The organism is Acidimicrobiia bacterium (assembly GCA_030584185.1).
In the GTDB taxonomy this organism is placed as follows: Bacteria; Actinomycetota; Acidimicrobiia; order Spongiisociales; family UBA11373.
The window spans coordinates 1147556-1164024 of record CP129495.1; the positions used below are offsets into that span (position 1 = coordinate 1147556).

12 protein-coding genes and 1 pseudogene are annotated in these 16469 nt (G+C 68.8%); 5 read left to right on the forward strand and 8 right to left on the reverse strand.

Annotation, left to right across the window (positions count from 1 at the left end; all coding sequences use genetic code 11):
- Window positions 1-37 precede the first annotated feature (37 nt).
- Window positions 38-3154 (forward strand): hypothetical protein, encoded by a 3117-nt coding sequence (locus tag QY307_05930; GenBank protein ID WKZ81640.1) that lies wholly within the window; start codon window positions 38-40, stop codon window positions 3152-3154.
- A 7-nt stretch (window positions 3155-3161) separates the two neighbouring features.
- Here QY307_05930 and QY307_05935 read toward each other — a convergent pair whose 3' ends face one another.
- The gene (locus QY307_05935; protein ID WKZ81641.1) at window positions 3162-5282 is read right to left on the reverse strand and encodes a (Fe-S)-binding protein; all 2121 of its coding nucleotides are present in this window, start codon (window positions 5280-5282) and stop codon (window positions 3162-3164) included.
- A gap of 117 nt (window positions 5283-5399) precedes the next feature.
- On the opposite strand from QY307_05935, the gene QY307_05940 reads away from it, so the two are divergent.
- On the forward strand, window positions 5400-6233 hold the full coding sequence (locus QY307_05940) for a UbiA family prenyltransferase (GenBank protein WKZ81642.1): 834 nt from the start codon (window positions 5400-5402) through the stop codon (window positions 6231-6233).
- A gap of 78 nt (window positions 6234-6311) precedes the next feature.
- On the opposite strand, the gene QY307_05945 is transcribed toward QY307_05940, so the two are convergent.
- The 6 genes and pseudogenes from QY307_05945 to proC all read right to left on the reverse strand — a co-directional run bounded on the left by QY307_05945 (window position 6312) and on the right by proC (window position 10902).
- On the reverse strand, window positions 6312-7028 hold the full coding sequence (locus QY307_05945) for a PspA/IM30 family protein (protein WKZ81643.1): 717 nt from the start codon (window positions 7026-7028) through the stop codon (window positions 6312-6314).
- 58 nt (window positions 7029-7086) lie between these two features.
- Window positions 7087-8394 carry a hypothetical protein gene (locus QY307_05950; protein ID WKZ81644.1) on the reverse strand — a complete coding sequence of 436 codons (1308 nt, stop codon included), beginning with the start codon at window positions 8392-8394 and terminating at the stop codon, window positions 7087-7089.
- Between the two features lie 74 nt (window positions 8395-8468).
- Window positions 8469-8828, reverse strand: coding sequence for a PIN domain-containing protein (locus QY307_05955; GenBank protein WKZ81645.1), 360 nt, complete (start codon window positions 8826-8828; stop codon window positions 8469-8471).
- 38 nt (window positions 8829-8866) lie between these two features.
- A pseudogene (locus QY307_05960) lies at window positions 8867-9020 on the reverse strand (type II toxin-antitoxin system VapB family antitoxin).
- A 146-nt stretch (window positions 9021-9166) separates the two neighbouring features.
- Complete coding sequence (locus QY307_05965; GenBank protein WKZ81646.1) at window positions 9167-10081, reverse strand: proline dehydrogenase family protein; 915 nt, start codon at window positions 10079-10081, stop codon at window positions 9167-9169.
- The gene (gene proC, locus QY307_05970) at window positions 10078-10902 is read right to left on the reverse strand and encodes a pyrroline-5-carboxylate reductase (protein ID WKZ81647.1); all 825 of its coding nucleotides are present in this window, start codon (window positions 10900-10902) and stop codon (window positions 10078-10080) included. The genes QY307_05965 and proC overlap by 4 nt, the downstream gene beginning before the upstream one ends.
- A 92-nt stretch (window positions 10903-10994) precedes the next feature.
- On the opposite strand from proC, the gene QY307_05975 reads away from it, so the two are divergent.
- On the forward strand, window positions 10995-11375 hold the full coding sequence (locus QY307_05975) for a VOC family protein (GenBank protein ID WKZ81648.1): 381 nt from the start codon (window positions 10995-10997) through the stop codon (window positions 11373-11375).
- 23 nt (window positions 11376-11398) lie between these two features.
- Here the strand turns inward: QY307_05975 and QY307_05980 are convergent, their stop codons facing one another.
- On the reverse strand, window positions 11399-12688 hold the full coding sequence (locus tag QY307_05980) for a glycosyltransferase family 39 protein (GenBank protein WKZ81649.1): 1290 nt from the start codon (window positions 12686-12688) through the stop codon (window positions 11399-11401).
- Between the two features lie 193 nt (window positions 12689-12881).
- Here QY307_05980 and QY307_05985 point away from each other — a divergent pair, with 193 nt between their 5' ends.
- Both QY307_05985 and QY307_05990 read left to right on the forward strand, forming a co-directional pair.
- Complete coding sequence (locus QY307_05985; GenBank protein ID WKZ81650.1) at window positions 12882-15266, forward strand: cell wall-binding repeat-containing protein; 2385 nt, start codon at window positions 12882-12884, stop codon at window positions 15264-15266.
- An 86-nt stretch (window positions 15267-15352) separates the two neighbouring features.
- Complete coding sequence (locus QY307_05990) at window positions 15353-16195, forward strand: cell wall-binding repeat-containing protein (protein WKZ81651.1); 843 nt, start codon at window positions 15353-15355, stop codon at window positions 16193-16195.
- Window positions 16196-16469 lie beyond the last annotated feature (274 nt).

A 16469-nucleotide genomic window follows, 5' to 3' on the forward strand; every position in this document is an offset into this window, starting at 1 on the left:
GTCTGCGCAGCAACGACGACCACGTGGAGCATCGAGCATGACCAATCAGGAGCACATCGAGCTCACCGGGCACGCATTCGCCCGCCGATTCGCCAACCTCTGCCGGTCGAGTCGTCGCGCTTCGGGCCGAACGCTGCGCTCCCTGGCCCGACACAGTGCTGGGCACTGGGATGTCCGCTCCCTGAAGGCCATCGAGGCCGGCACGCACCCGCTCGACGAGTCTCGCGTCGCGTCTCTGGCCGCCCTCTATGGCGTGGACACCACGACCATCCTGCCCGAGCGGCTGCCGCCGGTCATCGCCAACGGGACCATCACCATCGCCGGCGTCTCGGTCGACTACGACCCCCACAGCTCGACATCGCTGCTCACCGCCTACCTCGACTTCGTCCGGGAGATGCGCGACCAGCGTCGCGCCCCGTCGATCGAGGTGCGACGGGCTGACATCGACGTCCTCGCCGCCGCCGTCGGGCAGTCCGGGGAGATCGTCACCGAGCGCCTCGGTGCTCTCATGGGCGCCACCCAGGACCAGCGTCGCGCCATGCTCGCCATGTTCGCTGCCGGAGCAACCGTCATCACCCTCGCCACCGGTGCCATCGCCCTGGCACCCCAGAGCGTGAGTCCATCGGCGCCCGCCACCGAACGGTCGGTCCTGGTGTACGAGATCGAGACCGAGACGATCGACAGCGGAGCCACGACGCCGGCCGAGGTCACCGGAATCGACGGCACTTCCTGGTCCACCAACTGGGCTTGGGAGGACTTCGATGGCGGAGAAGAGGACCAGGCAGACCGTGGCGAGTCCCATGAGGATTCCGAAACCGGACAGTCCTCGCCTGTCGCCTCTGATCAGGGAGACCAAGGAGACACCGGGGAGGAGGGCGACACCGACGACTCCGACGACTCCGACGACTCCGACGACTCCGATGACTCCGACGACTCCGGCGACCAGGACGACACCGGCGACCAGGACGACACCGGCGACCAGGACGACACCGGCGACCAGGACGACACCGGCGACCAGGACGACACCGGCGACCAGGACGACACCGGCGACCAGGACGACACCGGCGACCAGGACGACACCGGCGACCAGGACGACACCGGCGACCAGGACGACACCGGCGACCAGGACGACACCGGCGACCAGGACGACACCGGCGACCAGGACGACACCGGCGACCAGGACGACACCGGCGACCAGGACGACACCGGCGACCAGGACGACACCGGCGACCAGGACGACACCGGCGACCAGGACGACACCGACGACACCGACGCCACCCAGGCCCAGGCGACCACGGCACGGATCTATGAGGCCACCACCTCGGTGCCCGACAAGCCCGCCAACCAGAAGTGGATCGCCGACGTCGAGGTCAAGGTCGCCAACACCCTTGACGGCAACTACAACGCCAACAAGATCCGCAACGCCACGGTGACCGCGACCTGGGCCGCCGGAGACCAAAGCGGCACCGTGACCTGCAAGACCAACAGTGCTGGAGCCTGCCGGCTGCGGGTCACCAAGCTGCCCCCCACGGTGGGACAGGTCACCATCACCGTCACCGGCATCAGCGCCGACGGCTACACCTACGACGCCGCCGCCGACACCGCCAACACCTGGACCATCGACCGTTACGACGCCGCCACCCAGGCCCAGGCGACCACGGCACGGATCTATGAGGCCACCACCTCGGTGCCCGACAAGCCCGCCAACCAGAAGTGGATCGCCGACGTCGAGGTCAAGGTCGCCAACACCCTTGACGGCAACTACAACGCCAACAAGATCCGCAACGCCACGGTGACCGCGACCTGGGCCGCCGGAGACCAAAGCGGCACCGTGACCTGCAAGACCAACAGTGCTGGAGCCTGCCGGCTGCGGGTCACCAAGCTGCCCCCCACGGTGGGACAGGTCACCATCACCGTCACCGGCATCAGCGCCGACGGCTACACCTACGACGCCGCCGCCGACACCGCCAACACCTGGACCATCGACCGTTACGACGCCGCCACCCAGGCCCAGGCGACCACGGCACGGATCTATGAGGCCACCACCTCGGTGCCCGACAAGCCCGCCAACCAGAAGTGGATCGCCGACGTCGAGGTCAAGGTCGCCAACACCCTTGACGGCAACTACAACGCCAACAAGATCCGCAACGCCACGGTGACCGCGACCTGGGCCGCCGGAGACCAAAGCGGCACCGTGACCTGCAAGACCAACAGTGCTGGAGCCTGCCGGCTGCGGGTCACCAAGCTGCCCCCCACGGTGGGACAGGTCACCATCACCGTCACCGGCATCAGCGCCGACGGCTACACCTACGACGCCGCCGCCGACACCGCCAACACCTGGACCATCGACCGTTACGACGCCGCCACCCAGGCCCAGGCGACCACGGCACGGATCTATGAGGCCACCACCTCGGTGCCCGACAAGCCCGCCAACCAGAAGTGGATCGCCGACGTCGAGGTCAAGGTCGCCAACACCCTTGACGGCAACTACAACGCCAACAAGATCCGCAACGCCACGGTGACCGCGACCTGGGCCGCCGGAGACCAAAGCGGCACCGTGACCTGCAAGACCAACAGTGCTGGAGCCTGCCGGCTGCGGGTCACCAAGCTGCCCCCCACGGTGGGACAGGTCACCATCACCGTCACCGGCATCAGCGCCGACGGCTACACCTACGACGCCGCCGCCGACACCGCCAACACCTGGACCATCGACCGCTACGACGCCGCCGAGGAGGAGCCATCCGCGGATGACACGGGGGACCAGGGCTCAGAGCAGGGCGGGGACCAGGGGGCGGACGGTGACCAGTCGGACTCGGATCCGGGTAACGGGTCAGGGAACGACAGCCAGTCCCAGGACGATGACACCGGCTCCAAGGACTCCGACTCCGACAAGGACCAGGGCAAGGGCAACGACGACAAGACGGCCCAGGACGACGACACCGGCTCCAAGGACTCCGGCTCCGACGCCGACCAGGGCAAGGGCAACGACGACAAGACGGCCCAGGACGACGACACCGGCTCAAAGGACTCCGACTCCGACAAGGGCAAGGGCAACGACGACAAGACGGCCCAGGACGACGACACCGGCTCCAAGGACTCCGGCTCCGACTCCGACCAGGGCAAAGGCAACGACGACAAGTCGAAGGACGAGTAGCGGCCGCTCAGTCGAGCGAGCGTTCGGCGAGCAGTGTGGCGATATCGGCCACGACCACCTCCGACCCGATCTCCTTCACCCCGTCGTCGAGCATGATGAAGCAGAATGGGCACCCGGTGGCGATCACCTCGGCTCCGGTGGCCACCGCCTCCTCGGTCCGCTCGACGTTGACCTTCTTGCCCGTGTGCTCCTCCATCCACATCTGAGCTCCGCCGGCGCCGCAACAGAAGGCGTTGGTGCCGTTGCGCGGCATCTCCACCACATCACCGACCAGATCCAGGACCCGGCGCGGGGCGGCGAACACGTCGTTGTGCCGGCCCAGGTAGCAGGGATCGTGGAACGTCACCTTCGTCTCGCCTCGCTTCGGGCGGATCCTTCCCTCCTGGATGAGACCCATCAACACCTGGCTGTGATGCATCACCTCGTACTCGCCCCCGAACTGCGGGTACTCGTTGCTCAGCGTGTTGAAGCAGTGCGGGCACTGCGTGATGACCTTGGTGACACCGAGGTCGTTCAAGGTGGCGACGTTCTGCAGGGCCAACTGCTGGAACACGTACTCGTTGCCTGCCCGCCGCGCCGGATCTCCAGTGCACAGCTCGAGCGGCCCCAGGATGGCGAAGTCGACACCTGCCTCATGGAGCAGACGGGCGGTCGAGACCGTCACCTTGCGGCTCCGATCGTCGAAGGAGCCCGAGCACCCCACCCAGTACAGGTACTCGGCGGTGACCCCGGGCTCACCGAGACGCTTGATCTCGAAGTCGAGGCCGGCAGCCCAATCTGCCCGACTCTGTTGGCTCATCCCGTAAGGGTTGGACGAGTTCTCCAGAGCGATGAACGTCGAGCCGAGTTGCTGCGGGAACTCACCCGCCATGAGCGTGAGGTGACGGCGCATGTCGAGGATCTTGTCCAGTATCTCGATGTCCACCGGGCACACCTCGTCACATGCCCGACATGAGGTACAAGCCCATATCTCCGCAGGGGTGATCCTCTCGAACACCGAATCGCTGCTCACCGTGATGGCGGCATCCATGCCGAGCGGCGGTGTGATCCCTGGATCGGCCGTGGCGGCGGCCACCTCACCGAGCTTGAGGACGATCTCGCGTGGGTCCAGGGGCTTGCCGGTCTGGTTGGCCGGGCACACCGAGGTGCACCGTCCACAGATGGTGCAGGCGTCCGTGTCGAGCAGCTGCTTCCAGGTGAACTCCGAGACCAGGGCCGCTCCGACCGTCTCGACATCGGTGGCCTCGAGCAGGTTGGGCATCTCCCGCATCGCCCCCTTGGGTCGCTCCCGCGGGGCGAGGGCCATGTTGAGGGGGGCGGTGAACATGTGCCTCAACTTCGTCGTCGGGATCACAACCAGCAGAGCGAGGAACGAGACCACGTGGCCGATCCACAACGACTGGTGGAGCCCGGCGGCCGACCCGGCAGGGAAGGCGGCGCTCAGCGGGTACCCCACGAACGACCAGGTCTCGAATCCGGGCCGACCGTCCACGGCGATGCGGGCCGCCTCGACCAGGAGCCCGGTGACACCCACCAGGGCGAGCAGGCCGAGCACGACCGCATCCTCGGGCCGGGTCTTGGTCCGGGCCCGCAGCGGGCGCACCACATACCGGCGGGTCGCCGCCAGACCCAGGCCACCGAGGAAGACCAGCCCGGCGGCATCCAGGATCGCCGAGTACCCCTGGTACACCCGGCCCTCCAAGAACTTGAGACCGGCAGGGGCGATGTGATCCAGCTCCAGGGTGACGGTTCCCAGGAAGAGGATCAGGAAGCCGTAGTAGATGGCGGCGTGGGCGAGGCCGGAGTCGGGCCGCTCCAGCACCGAGCGCTGGGACAGCCCCCGCTCCAACTCCCGGATCCGCCGCCACCACTGGCCGGCTCGGCGCTCGTCGGCGCCGCGCGCCCAGTTCCGCGCCCTGACGGCGAACAGCCAGGCGAACAGCCCCAGGAAGGTGGCGGTCGCCAGGTAGAAGAGGGCGACCACGGCGTCGGGCACGTTGCCGAACACCACCCTGCCCACCTCCGGATGCGGATGCTCGGGAAGGGATCCCAGCCACCAGAGGAGCAGCGTGCCTGCGGGCAGGGCCACCACCAGTGCCCATAGGACCCGGACCATCCAGCGCGGCATCTTCCCTCCCCGGCGGCGACTGCGTCCGGGAGTCTAAGAGGGAAGGGCCGACCCTCGGTGCAGCCGCCTTCTCAGCGAGGGCGACCCCACGACCCTCGGCGTTACCCTGAGCCGCCGATGATCCGCGGCCTCCTCATCCTCGCCCGGCCCCTCGACTCGGCTTCGCTGGGATTGGCGGTGGTGCTGGGAATGCTGATCGTGTCCGGTGGCGAGGTCGAACTCCAGACGCTCGCCGCCGGCTTCGGAACGGGCTTCTTCCTCCTAGCCGGCGCCGACACCATCAACGACGCCGTGGATGCTCCGATCGACGTCCTGGTGAAGCCGTGGCGACCGATACCCAGCGGGTCCGTACCCAAGCGCATCGCCGTGGCCGTCGGGCTCACCGAGACCGCAATCGGCCTCGCCCTGGCCGCAGCCCTCGGCGCCCTCACCTTCGCAATGGCGCTGCTGGGGGCGTGCCTGGCCGGCGTGTACTCCTGGCGACTGTCGCGACTCCTGGTGGTGAAGAACCTGACCGTGGCCTTCACCCTGACGCTGGCTCTGGCGGCGGGCGGGGTGGCGATCTCCACCGACTGGCCGTCTTTGATGTGGTGGCTGCTGCCGGTGACCCTCGTGGCGACCTTCTCGTTCGAGGCACACAAGGACCTTCTCGACGCCGCCGCCGACCGGGAGAGGGGCCGACGCACCATCGCCAACTCGGTGAGCCCCCGGACCGCCCGCAGCATCGTCGCCGGCTCCTATGGCATGGCGTTCATCGGGGCCGGGCTCCTGGTTCTCCTGGAGCCTCTTGGAGCCGTCTACGGATCGTTCCTGGCGGTGGCGCTCGTCCTGCTAGGCACCGGGCTGTTCCTGCTCCGCCTCCCGACCGTGGAGCGCTATCGGGCGTCGTTTTTGACGATCAACGCCGCCTTCCTGGCGGCCATGACCGGCATCGCCCTCGACGTCCTCTGAAGCGAACCGAACGGGCTCTCCGACGAACGACATCGGGGCCGGCACCACGCCGGCCCCGATGATTTGACCAAACGGACCCTAGAGACCGAGTTCGGCCTTCAGCTCCTCGAGCTTGGCGTCTGCCTGGGCCATGGAGACCGCCTCGCGCAACTCGATCTCGGCCCCGTCGGGGGTCGCCTCGCGTAGCTCGGCGGATGCCATCGCCTCGGACTTGCGCTTCTCGATCTTCTCTTCGACCTTGTCCAGGCTCACCGCCTCGTCGTCCATGGTGGCCGAGATCGATTCCAGCGCCTTGTTGACCGACTCCTGCATCTTGGCCTGCTGCAGCGAACCGACCAGTTCCATCTGCTTGGCCGCCAGCTCCTGAAGGCGCATGGCGTTCTGCTGGACCGCCTTCTTGGCGTCGTCGGCCTGACCCTGAGCCGCCTCGTACTGGGCCTTCAGCGAGTTCAGGTTGTTCTCGGAGGCCTGCAGCTTCATCGCCATCCCCTGGGCGGACTTGGTCCACTTGTCGGTGGCGGCGGCGTCCCCGGCGGTCGAAGACTCCTGTGCCTTGAGCAGAGCCTGCTTGGCCAGTTCGCGCGCCTCGCCGGCCTCGGAGGCCGCATCCTCGATCTTGCTCTCGAGCTGGATGCGATGGGCGAGAACCTTGGCCGCCTGGTTGCGCAGCTCCTGATCGCGCTTCTTGGCCTCATGGATGGCCTGCTCGATCTCGATCTCGGGGTCCATCGCCGCCTCGGTCTTCACCCGGAACAGCGTCTTGATGTATCCCCACAGCCTCTTGAAGAAACCCATCGATCCTCTCCTACGGTCGGTGCGACGAGTGTAGAGGACAAACCCGCCCCGGCTGGCGTCAGCGGTTGCGGCTGCGGGTGTTGCCCGAACGCGACCTGGATCCGCCCGAGGACGAACGCGAGCTCGAACCGCTGGAGCGAGTCGTGCTGCGGCGGCTCCCGCCTCCGGTCGACCAGGTGGAGCGAGACCGCACCGTGGGTCGCGAACGTCCCCAGTCGTAGGCGGCACCCTGGCCCACTCCCCCTGTGATCACCGTGAACACGTCCAGCCAGTCGAACCCCCCACCTCCGTACGAGCGGGGCGCCATCGGGGCAGGGACGCGCCTGCCGCCGACGTCGATCATTCGCGGCTGCGGCTGCTGACCACGACGCAGCTTCTCGGCATCCTCCCGGCACACCCGCACCGTCTGGCTCCCGGCCGCGGTCTTGATCTCGGCGGTCTCGGTGGCGTTGGGGTGGTTCGGATCGAAGAAGCAGGCGTAGCGCTCCTCCTTCGGGGGCTGCGGCGGAACCGGTTCGCCGGCGACGATGGCGGCGGCGGCATCCAGCTGCCAACGCGCCTCGTTGATCGTCATGGACAGTTCCTCCAGGGCCTTCAGGTCGGAAGCGGCGGCCAGAGCGGTGTCGGCCGCGCTGTAGGTGGCGCTCGCCTGGCGAAGGTAGGTGTCGTCCTGGCGGTCCGACGACGCCGAGACCAGATCGGTGATCTCGATGATCTTGTTGGCCATGTACGCGAGCTGGGACGAGATCTCGGCGCGCGCCTCTTCGATCACCCGGGCGCGCCCGGCCGCAGCCGACTTGTTGCCGCGCTTCACCGCCCAGACGACCAGCAGGACCAGACCGCCGACGATGATCAGGAAGATCCACAGGCCGCTCCCACCGCCCGGGGCCCCGGACCCGGGAGCCGCCGTGGTGGCCGTGGTGGTGCCGGTGAGGACGTCGACCACGGCGGATACGAACGCCTCGTCACCCTGGCCCGAGGGGGCACGCGATGAGGCCAGGAAGCCCTCCTCGAGGGCCCCGTCCAGGGAGGCCTCGTCGAACTCGGTGGATGCCATCCCCTCGCTCGAAGCCGAGAGGACCAGCACCGTCCCATCGGGCACACGATCCAGGACGGCATCGGCGAAGGTCACTGCGCCACCGGCCGGGTCGGCGTCGAGCAGGACCACCATCAACCGGACGCCGGTGTTTCCGGCGCGATTGATCGAAGCGTCGAGCGCGCTCCGGTCCGCCGAGAGCCCCGGTTCGACGTAGAGGCCGGTGACCGACACCTCGTCGGCGACTTCGTCCACTGCGGGGGTGGCCAGGGCGGCGGGTGCCGTGAGGACGATCAGGGTCAGGGCCGACAGGGCGATGCGGAGTCTCACGGCGACAACTCTAGAGAGGCGGCAACGTGTTGCTGCTCCACGGGCAGCCGGGAAGAAGGGGGGTCCGCTGAATCTCAGATCGAGGCGCCGACCCCGAGGTCGGCTGCCGCCATCGCCAGGGCGCGGTCCCTGGTCCACAGCCCCACCCCGGCCAGGAGGGCAGAGGCCAGCAGGTGGACGTCGACCCACCCCAGGCCCCGACCGGCTAGGCGGTGCCGCTCGAGCACCGACATGGCCTCTTCGTGACGGGCAACGGGCGCGGCGTCGAGCCTGCGGAGGAGCGAGAGGACCTCACCCCGACTGCTCGAGACCCCACAGGCCATCTCGCCGACCACGAACGGATGGGTCACCACGACCCCGTCGGCAAGGAGCGTCCCCAGTCGATCCTCCCCGCCACGCAGATGCGCGACCCAAACCGATGTGTCGACCAGCATGGATCAGGCGGTCCGGCGACGCCTGCCGGGGATGCGGCGGGGTCGGATCCACCCAGAGCCGCCAGGCGGCGGGCACTCTCTCGTGCGATCAGCGCCCGCAGGCCCGCTCGCACCAGCGGACTTGCCTTCGATGCCGGAGAGCCGGCGTGCCTCGTCGAGGAGATCCTCGGCGATGATGAGGGTGGTTCGCATGCATATGCGTATGCCAGTCTGATATGCAGAGTCAAAGGGCCAGAACTTGGAGAGCGGCGCTGTCGGAGGATCGCCATCGAAAGTCGTCCCTGGTTGCCGGCGGTGAGTCGTCTATCGACCGCAGCCGGCTGCGAGGCGTTCGCCCGCTACCGCCCGAACAGGGCCCGGAAGAAGAACCACAGGTTGGCCGGCCTCTCGGCGATGCGCCTGGTCAGGTACGGGTACCAGGCCTCGCCGAAGGGGATGTACACCCGCATGTCCCGGCCGTCGGCGACAAGCTGCTTCTGTAGCTTTCCCCTGATGCCGTACAGCATCTGGAACTCCCACGGCGCCCTGCGCTCACCGGCCAGGGCGAGTGCAGCCCGAACCCGGCCCTCGTCGTGGGTGGCGACCGCCGGCATCACGCCCTCGGCCGCCATCAGCGTCTTCAGCAGGGCGTCGTAGGCGGCATCGATCTCACCCCGGCTGCGAAGTGCCACCTCCTCGGACTCGTCGTAGGCGCCCTTGCACAGGCGGACGTGCCCCCCGAGGGGGATGATCCGGTCCAAGTCGTCCGGGGTGCGCCGCAGGTACGCCTGGATGGCGACCCCCAAGTTCCCGTGTGCCCGCTGGGCACGCTCGTAGAACCCGAGGGTGGTCTCGGTGAAGGCACTCTCCTCCATGTCGATGGTGACCGTCAGCCCGAGGGCGACGGCACGCGATGCGATTGCGTCCAGGAGGCGCTCGCACAGGGCCTCGTCGAGCCCCATGCCCAATTGGGTGAGCTTCACCGACACGTTGGCCGCCAGGCCTTCGGCGGCGATCCTCTCCAGGCAGGCCAGGTACTCGGCCCCGGCCCGCTCGGCCGATTCGGCGTCGGTGACGTGCTCCCCGAGTAGATCGAGCGAAACGACCGCCCCGCCTTCGATGACCCTGCGGGCGGCGTCCACGGCCTCGTCGAGGGTCTCTCCGGCGACGAAGCGCAGAGCGACCCTTCGACCCACCCGGGTGCGGGTGAACAGCCGCCGCACCCAACGCCAGCTGGTCACCGCCAGGACGACACGGATCACGAGGCCTCTCATGACCGTCCGGCGGCCCTCTCGCCGAGCTCCCGGGACCGCTGCGCCGCCGCCCGCACCGCGTCCTCGACCAGCGCCCGGAAGCCCCGCTCCTCCAGGATGTGCACCGCTGCCGCCGTGGTCCCGCCAGGGCTGGTCACCTGCGCCCGCAGCCGGGCCGGTGTCAGGTCGGACCGGGCGAGCAACAGGCCGGCGCCCCGGATCGTCTGCTCGACCAGCTTCTCGGCGGCGTGCCAGGGCAGCCCCTCGCGGATCGCCGCCTCCACCAGGGCCTCGGCGAGGATGAACACATAGGCGGGCCCGGTGCCCGACACCGCGGTGACCGCATCGAGGAGCGACTCGTCGAGGATCACGGTCTCGCCCACCGCCGCCAGCACGGTCTGCGCCCGACGCATTGCCTCGTCACCGGCATGGCTTCCGGCGGCGAGAGCGGTCACCCCTTGGGCGATCTGAGCCGGCGTGTTGGGCATCGCCCGCACGACGGGAACTTCGCCGAGAGCCGCCTCGAACACCGCCGTGGGTACGCCGGCCGCCAGGGAGACCACGACCTGATCGGGGCCGATCGATCCCGAGCACTGCTCGAGAAGGCGCGGGACGTCACCCGGCTTCACCGAGACCACGACGACATCGCGTCCGACGGCGGCGGCGGCCGGGTCGAGCAGGCAGGAGCAGCCGATCGTCTTCTCCACCTCGGCCCGACGCTCCTCGCGACGGGCCACCAGTGCCAGCGAGTCGATCGTCCACCCGGCGGCGAGCAGCCCGCCGGCCAGGGCCTCGCCCATGGCGCCAGCACCGAGGATGGCCACTGTGGGATGCGGGTTCACGGGGGCGAGTGTACGGAACGCCAACCGGCACTCGGCGACACCGGGCGGCTGCCGCTGCGCGGCGATCGTCGGGAACCCGCGAGAATGACCGGATGCCACCGATCGGCCAACAGATCACCTTCCTGTACGTGTCCGACCTCCATCGCTCCGCCGGGTTCTACGGCGGCACGCTGGGCCTGGAGATGGTGCTCGATCAGGGCGACTGCCGCATCTACCGGGTGGGTGGCGACGCCTACCTGGGAATCTGCGAGCGAACCGGCGATCACGCGACCTCAGGGATGCTGCTCACCCTGGTCACCGACGAGGTGGACGACTGGCACGAACGCCTGGTCGAGGCCGGTGTGACCGTGGAGCAGGCCCCGGCCACCAACGACACCTACCGCATCCGGCACGCCTTCTACCGAGACCCCGACGGACACCGGGTCGAGGTGCAGCGCTTCGACGACCCCGACTGGAGCGGAACCCCGGGCTAGAGGGTGGGCTCCGGCCGGCCCGGTCATTCGTCGGCAACGGGCTCCGGCGGACGCCTGGCGAGTATCCACCCGACCAGGGCGGCGAAGAAGAGGATCAGGACGTCCCCCGTGTAGCGGTAGCGCGGCTTCGCCCAGTAGATGGCCGTTCTGAGGAACCAGATGGAGCCGATCAACGGCAGGATCAGGGTCCACATCTCCCGGGTCCATCTCCTCAGCGCCAGGACCGAGAGGGCGCCCATCACCAGGGTGGTGGCGGCGCTGAACCGCAGCGCCTCCTCCAGGAGCCTGATGCCGAACACCTCGCGCCGGACGATGAGGGACGGATCGTTGCGGTCCCCGTTCCCGGCCACGTAATGGGTGCTCCAGTACAGGGCGTACTCCGGATTCGCCAGCAGTTGAAGCGTCCCGAAGGGGACGTTCTCGAAGATCCGCAGCGGGTTCTCGCCCAGGTACTCCCAAGCCAGCTGCCAGCCGAGCCGATTGGCCTCCCGGTTGCTCAGCCCCTCGAACGGCTGGCCTTCCGGGTACCAGCCGTAGATGCCGGTGTCGTTGTGGGCGAAGTAGAAGTTGATCCCGGCCCCGGTGGAGAGGCCGCTTCCGACGTCCTCCACCGATGCGTTCCGAACCTGCCAGGGCACCACGACCAGGAACACGCCTGCGATCAACAGTGGCACCGCCCGCAGGGACTGTCGCCACGTTCGGGAGGGCGAGCCCAGGAAGACGAACAGGAGCAGAGCGGGCAGGTAGAAGACCCCCTCGCCCCGGGTCAGCATCGCCATTCCCAGGACGGCGCCGGCGGCGAACAGATGCCGGCGTCCCGCACCTTCGTTCCATCTCAGCAGGAGCAACAGGGTGATCATCACCAGGGCCACGAACAGGTGCTCGGTGGCCAGGACCGGCGAGAAGAACACGAAGAGGGGCAGGCCGGCGAACATGCCTGCCGCCGCCAACGCCGCCCCCCGGCTTCGAAGCACCCGCGTCCCGACTGCGTGGATGAGGGGAATGGTGGCAGTGCTCAGCGTGGCCATCCCCACCGCCAGCCAACGGTCCGAGCGCGACACGACCGCCCAAACCGCCAGGTACAGGGGCTGACCGGGTAGATAGAAGGTCGTCTTCTCCGGGTACCCCAACTGCCCATGGTCGAGCAGCCCGAATGCGAGCTCCTTGTAGAAGTGCCAATCCGAAATCGGCTGCGGGTCGGCGTACAGGATCCAGGAGAGCCGGACCAGGAAGCCGGCGGCGACGATCACCACCAGCGGGCGGTTGGCGGCGGGCAGTGACGAGAGTGCCCGACGTGGCGCGCTGGGGGTCATCGAGAGGCACGATACAGGCCCACTCTGGCCGGGGCCCGGACCGGCCAGCCGGATGATCACGCCGCATGGGTTGAACGGTTGCGCACCCCCGTGTCGCCAATCCTTCCGAGAAGGTGGCCAATCCCAGGGACTAAACCAGGTCGCGATTAGCGTCGAAGAACACTCGAAGCCCTCCGCGACGCGAGGAGCGGCGATGAGAGCGAGATGCAGCATCTTCCTGTTGTGCGCGGCCGTGATGGCGGTCGGGCCGACGGCACACGCCTCCGCGCCCGAGCCGGAAGCCCTCCCCTCGTTCAACGAGTCCCCCGGATGCGACGCCCTGTACGGAGTCAGCGGCCCGCTTGCCGATGAACCTGGACTGATCCCCATGTCGGCGCCGGTGTACGGGCCCTGGGGGGACTTCTACGGCCGCACCATCGCCCAGATCCACTCCCAGCTGGTGCCGGTACAGCTGCCGGGTCAGTCGAAAACGCTGTACGTGCATCAGCGCGTCCTACCCGCCTTCCAGCAGGTGCTGGCCAACCTGGCCGCCGAACAGGCTGCGGGCAACACCTACCCGATCACCTCGAACACGTGGTCGTGGAGCCGCTACACCATCTCCCCCACCCGCAAGATGTCGTTCCACGCCGCCGGAGCGGCGATCGACGTCAACTCCCCCGCCAACCCCTATCGCGCCGACAACGTCCTGATCACCAACATGCCCGACTGGTTCGTCAGGGCCTGGACCGACGCCGGCTGGTGCTGGGGTGGCCAGTGGCAGACCATCAAGGATCCGATGCACTTCTCATGGAAGGGCCCGATCCACACGCCGGGGTTCGTGATGCCGCCGCCACAGCCTCCGCTCGTGGCGGCAGCTCCTTTCACCGCCGAGGTGAGCTACGACGTGCGGCTGCCGCGTCTCGCCGAGAGCGACCGCTTCACTGTGGCGGACATCGATCGCGACGGGGCCGCCGACGTCGTCCGCCTGTCGATCACGAACACCGGCAAGGTCAGCCTCCACGCCGCCACCGCCCGCAACGACTTCCACTGGACGGAGAACTGGGGCACCACCGCCGCTGCTCCCACCGATGTGTCGGCCCAGGCGATGCTGGCCGACCTCACCGCCGACGGACGGCCCGACCTGGTGTTCGTCCGATCGGACGGCAGCGGCTCGATCGTGCTCGAGGGCTTCGCCCACACCGGGGGTGGCACCCTTCCCACCCTGGCGCCGATCACCACCTACGCCCCGTACGACCCCGAGGCGGTCCACTTCATCGACGACCTCGACCGCGACGGAAAGGCCGACCTGTTCGTGGTCCGACCCGGAAACCCGGCCACCGTCGAGGTCTGGCTAGGTCCCGGGTTCGACGACGTCGCCGCCGCCACGCTGACGGCCGTCCCGTTCACCGGCACCCGGTTCACCATCGGGGACCGCGACGTCGACGGCGTTCCCGACCTCTACGCCCTCACTTCAGAAGGCTCGCTCGTCGCCCACACCGGTGCATCGGGGTTCACCTCGACCATCAACTCTTCGACCGGTCTCGGACAGGCGTCGGAGCAGGTTCACGGGGCCGACCTCGACGGCGACGGCCACACCGACCTGATGCTGGTCGGTGCCGACGGGGCGATGAGGCTTCGCCGAGGCGGCGACTCCAGCCACTATCCCGGGGCCTGGCACCGATTGCGCACCCACCGGGTGACCCGGATCGGCGGCGACACCCGCTACGCCACCGCGGCCGCCATCTCGGCGCTCGAGTTCCCCAACCCGAACGGCGTGACCACTGCGTTCGTGGCCACCGGGGACGACTTCCCGGATGCCCTCTCCGGCGCCGCCGTCGCCGGAAAGCTGGGGGCGCCGTTGCTGCTCACCACGACGCTCGGCCTTCCCGCCGTGACCCGCATCGAACTGGAACGGCTGCAACCAGACCGGATCGTCGTGCTCGGCGGTGAGCAGGCCGTCGGCCCGGAGGTGGTCGAAGCACTGGAAAGGATCGCCCCGGTGACCCGACTCGCTGGAGCCACCCGTTACGCCACCGCAGTCGAGATCTCGCGGTTCGGCTTCCCCGACTCGGCACCGGCCGACAGGGTGGTCGTCGCCGCAGGGACCGGTTTCGCCGACGCCCTGGCGGGAAGCCCGGCGGCGGTGGCGTGGAACGGCCCCCTGCTGCTCACCGAGCCCGGCGCCCTTCCCGACGTGGTCCGGGCCGAGATCGAGCGCCTCCAGCCGGCCGAGATCGTGCTCCTCGGCGGAACCGCCGTGGTCTCGCCGGCGGTGGAGGCCGAACTGGCGCTGCTGGCACCCACGAGGCGAATCGCCGGAGGTGACCGATACGCCACATCGGCCGCCCTGGCCGCAGAGGCTCTCCCGTCGGCCGATCGGATCTTCCTCGCCACGGGAGACGACTTCCCCGACGCCCTCGCCGGAGCGGCGGCCGCCGCCGCGTCGGGTTCACCGATCCTGCTGGTCGGCACCGACAGCGTTCCACCATCGGTACGGACGAGGATCCTGGCAATGGGGACCTACGAACTGATGCTGCTGGGCGGCCCCGCCGCAGTCTCGGCCGATGTCGAGTCGGTGATCGCAATGCTGGGCATGTAGCCCAGCCTGGGCCCTGGAAATCAACCAGTCTCGGGAAGAGGCATGACAAGATCCCCGGCGTCGGCGACGTCACCGAGGAGGCACGCATGTGGTCCCGCACCGTTCCAAGCAGGCGCGAGCTGGTGGCCTGGGCCCTCGCCATAGGCCTCACGGTCTCGACGGTCGCGGCACTCCGCTCCGACCAAGCCGCCGATGCCGCCGGCTCAGGCCCCGCCACCGGCGTCGCCTACCTCGCCACCGGTGCCAACTTCCCCGACGCGCTGGGGGCGGCGGCCACCGCCGCCCTCGGGCTCGGACCGGTGCTGCTCGTGAAGCAGAACGAGATCCCGACGCGCACGATGGAAGAGCTCTACAGGCTCACGCCGCCGACCATCTACATCGTGGGCGGTACCGCCGTGATCTCGAGCGGGGTCGAGGCCACGCTCGGGGCACTCCCGTGGTCGCCCGCCGTCGTCCGCATCGGAGGCTCCGATCGCTACGACACCGCGGCCGACCTCTCAGAGGCGCAGTTCCCGACGACAGGCCTGTACCCGCGAGCCGCCCATGTGAAGGCCGAAGGCGGCCTCGCCGGCACCAGCTCCGGCACCGTGACCCTGCTCACGCTCACGATCGAAGCCCCGGCGCCCGGCATCCTGATCGTGAACGCGGGAGCCGACTTCCTGGCCACCAGTGGCACACTCGGGGTGAATTGCTGGATCGATGTGGGTGCGGCAACGGTGCCGGGCTCCAGCCGCGAACTCGACCTGGACTCCACCAACATCGCCGACGGCATCTGCACGACCCAGGCGGCGCTGATCGTCGACGACGGCACCCACACCGTGGAGTTCGAGGCGCAGTACTTCACCACGGGCTCCGCCTACTCGCGGACCCTGACCGCGGTCTGGTACCCGTTCGACGGCGAGGGCGCGGTCCCGATACCGGTTCCCTGAACTCCTGCCGTCGAGTTTCGGCGGGTCGGCGCCCATCCCGCGTGGTGGCCCGGAGGGCCGTGGGTCGTGCCTGCGTCCGGCTAGTAGTACTGCCCCGGCAGAGCCTGCATCAGCCCACTTCGCGGCCAAGGCACCCGATCCACAGGCAGAGCGAGCCGCTCCCGACGGATCCCAACCACTCCCTGCGGAACAGCCATCACCCCGACGGCCACCGAGCGATCACCGATCAACTCGAAACAGCACTAAAGGGCACCGGTGACTAGCCCGATGGACC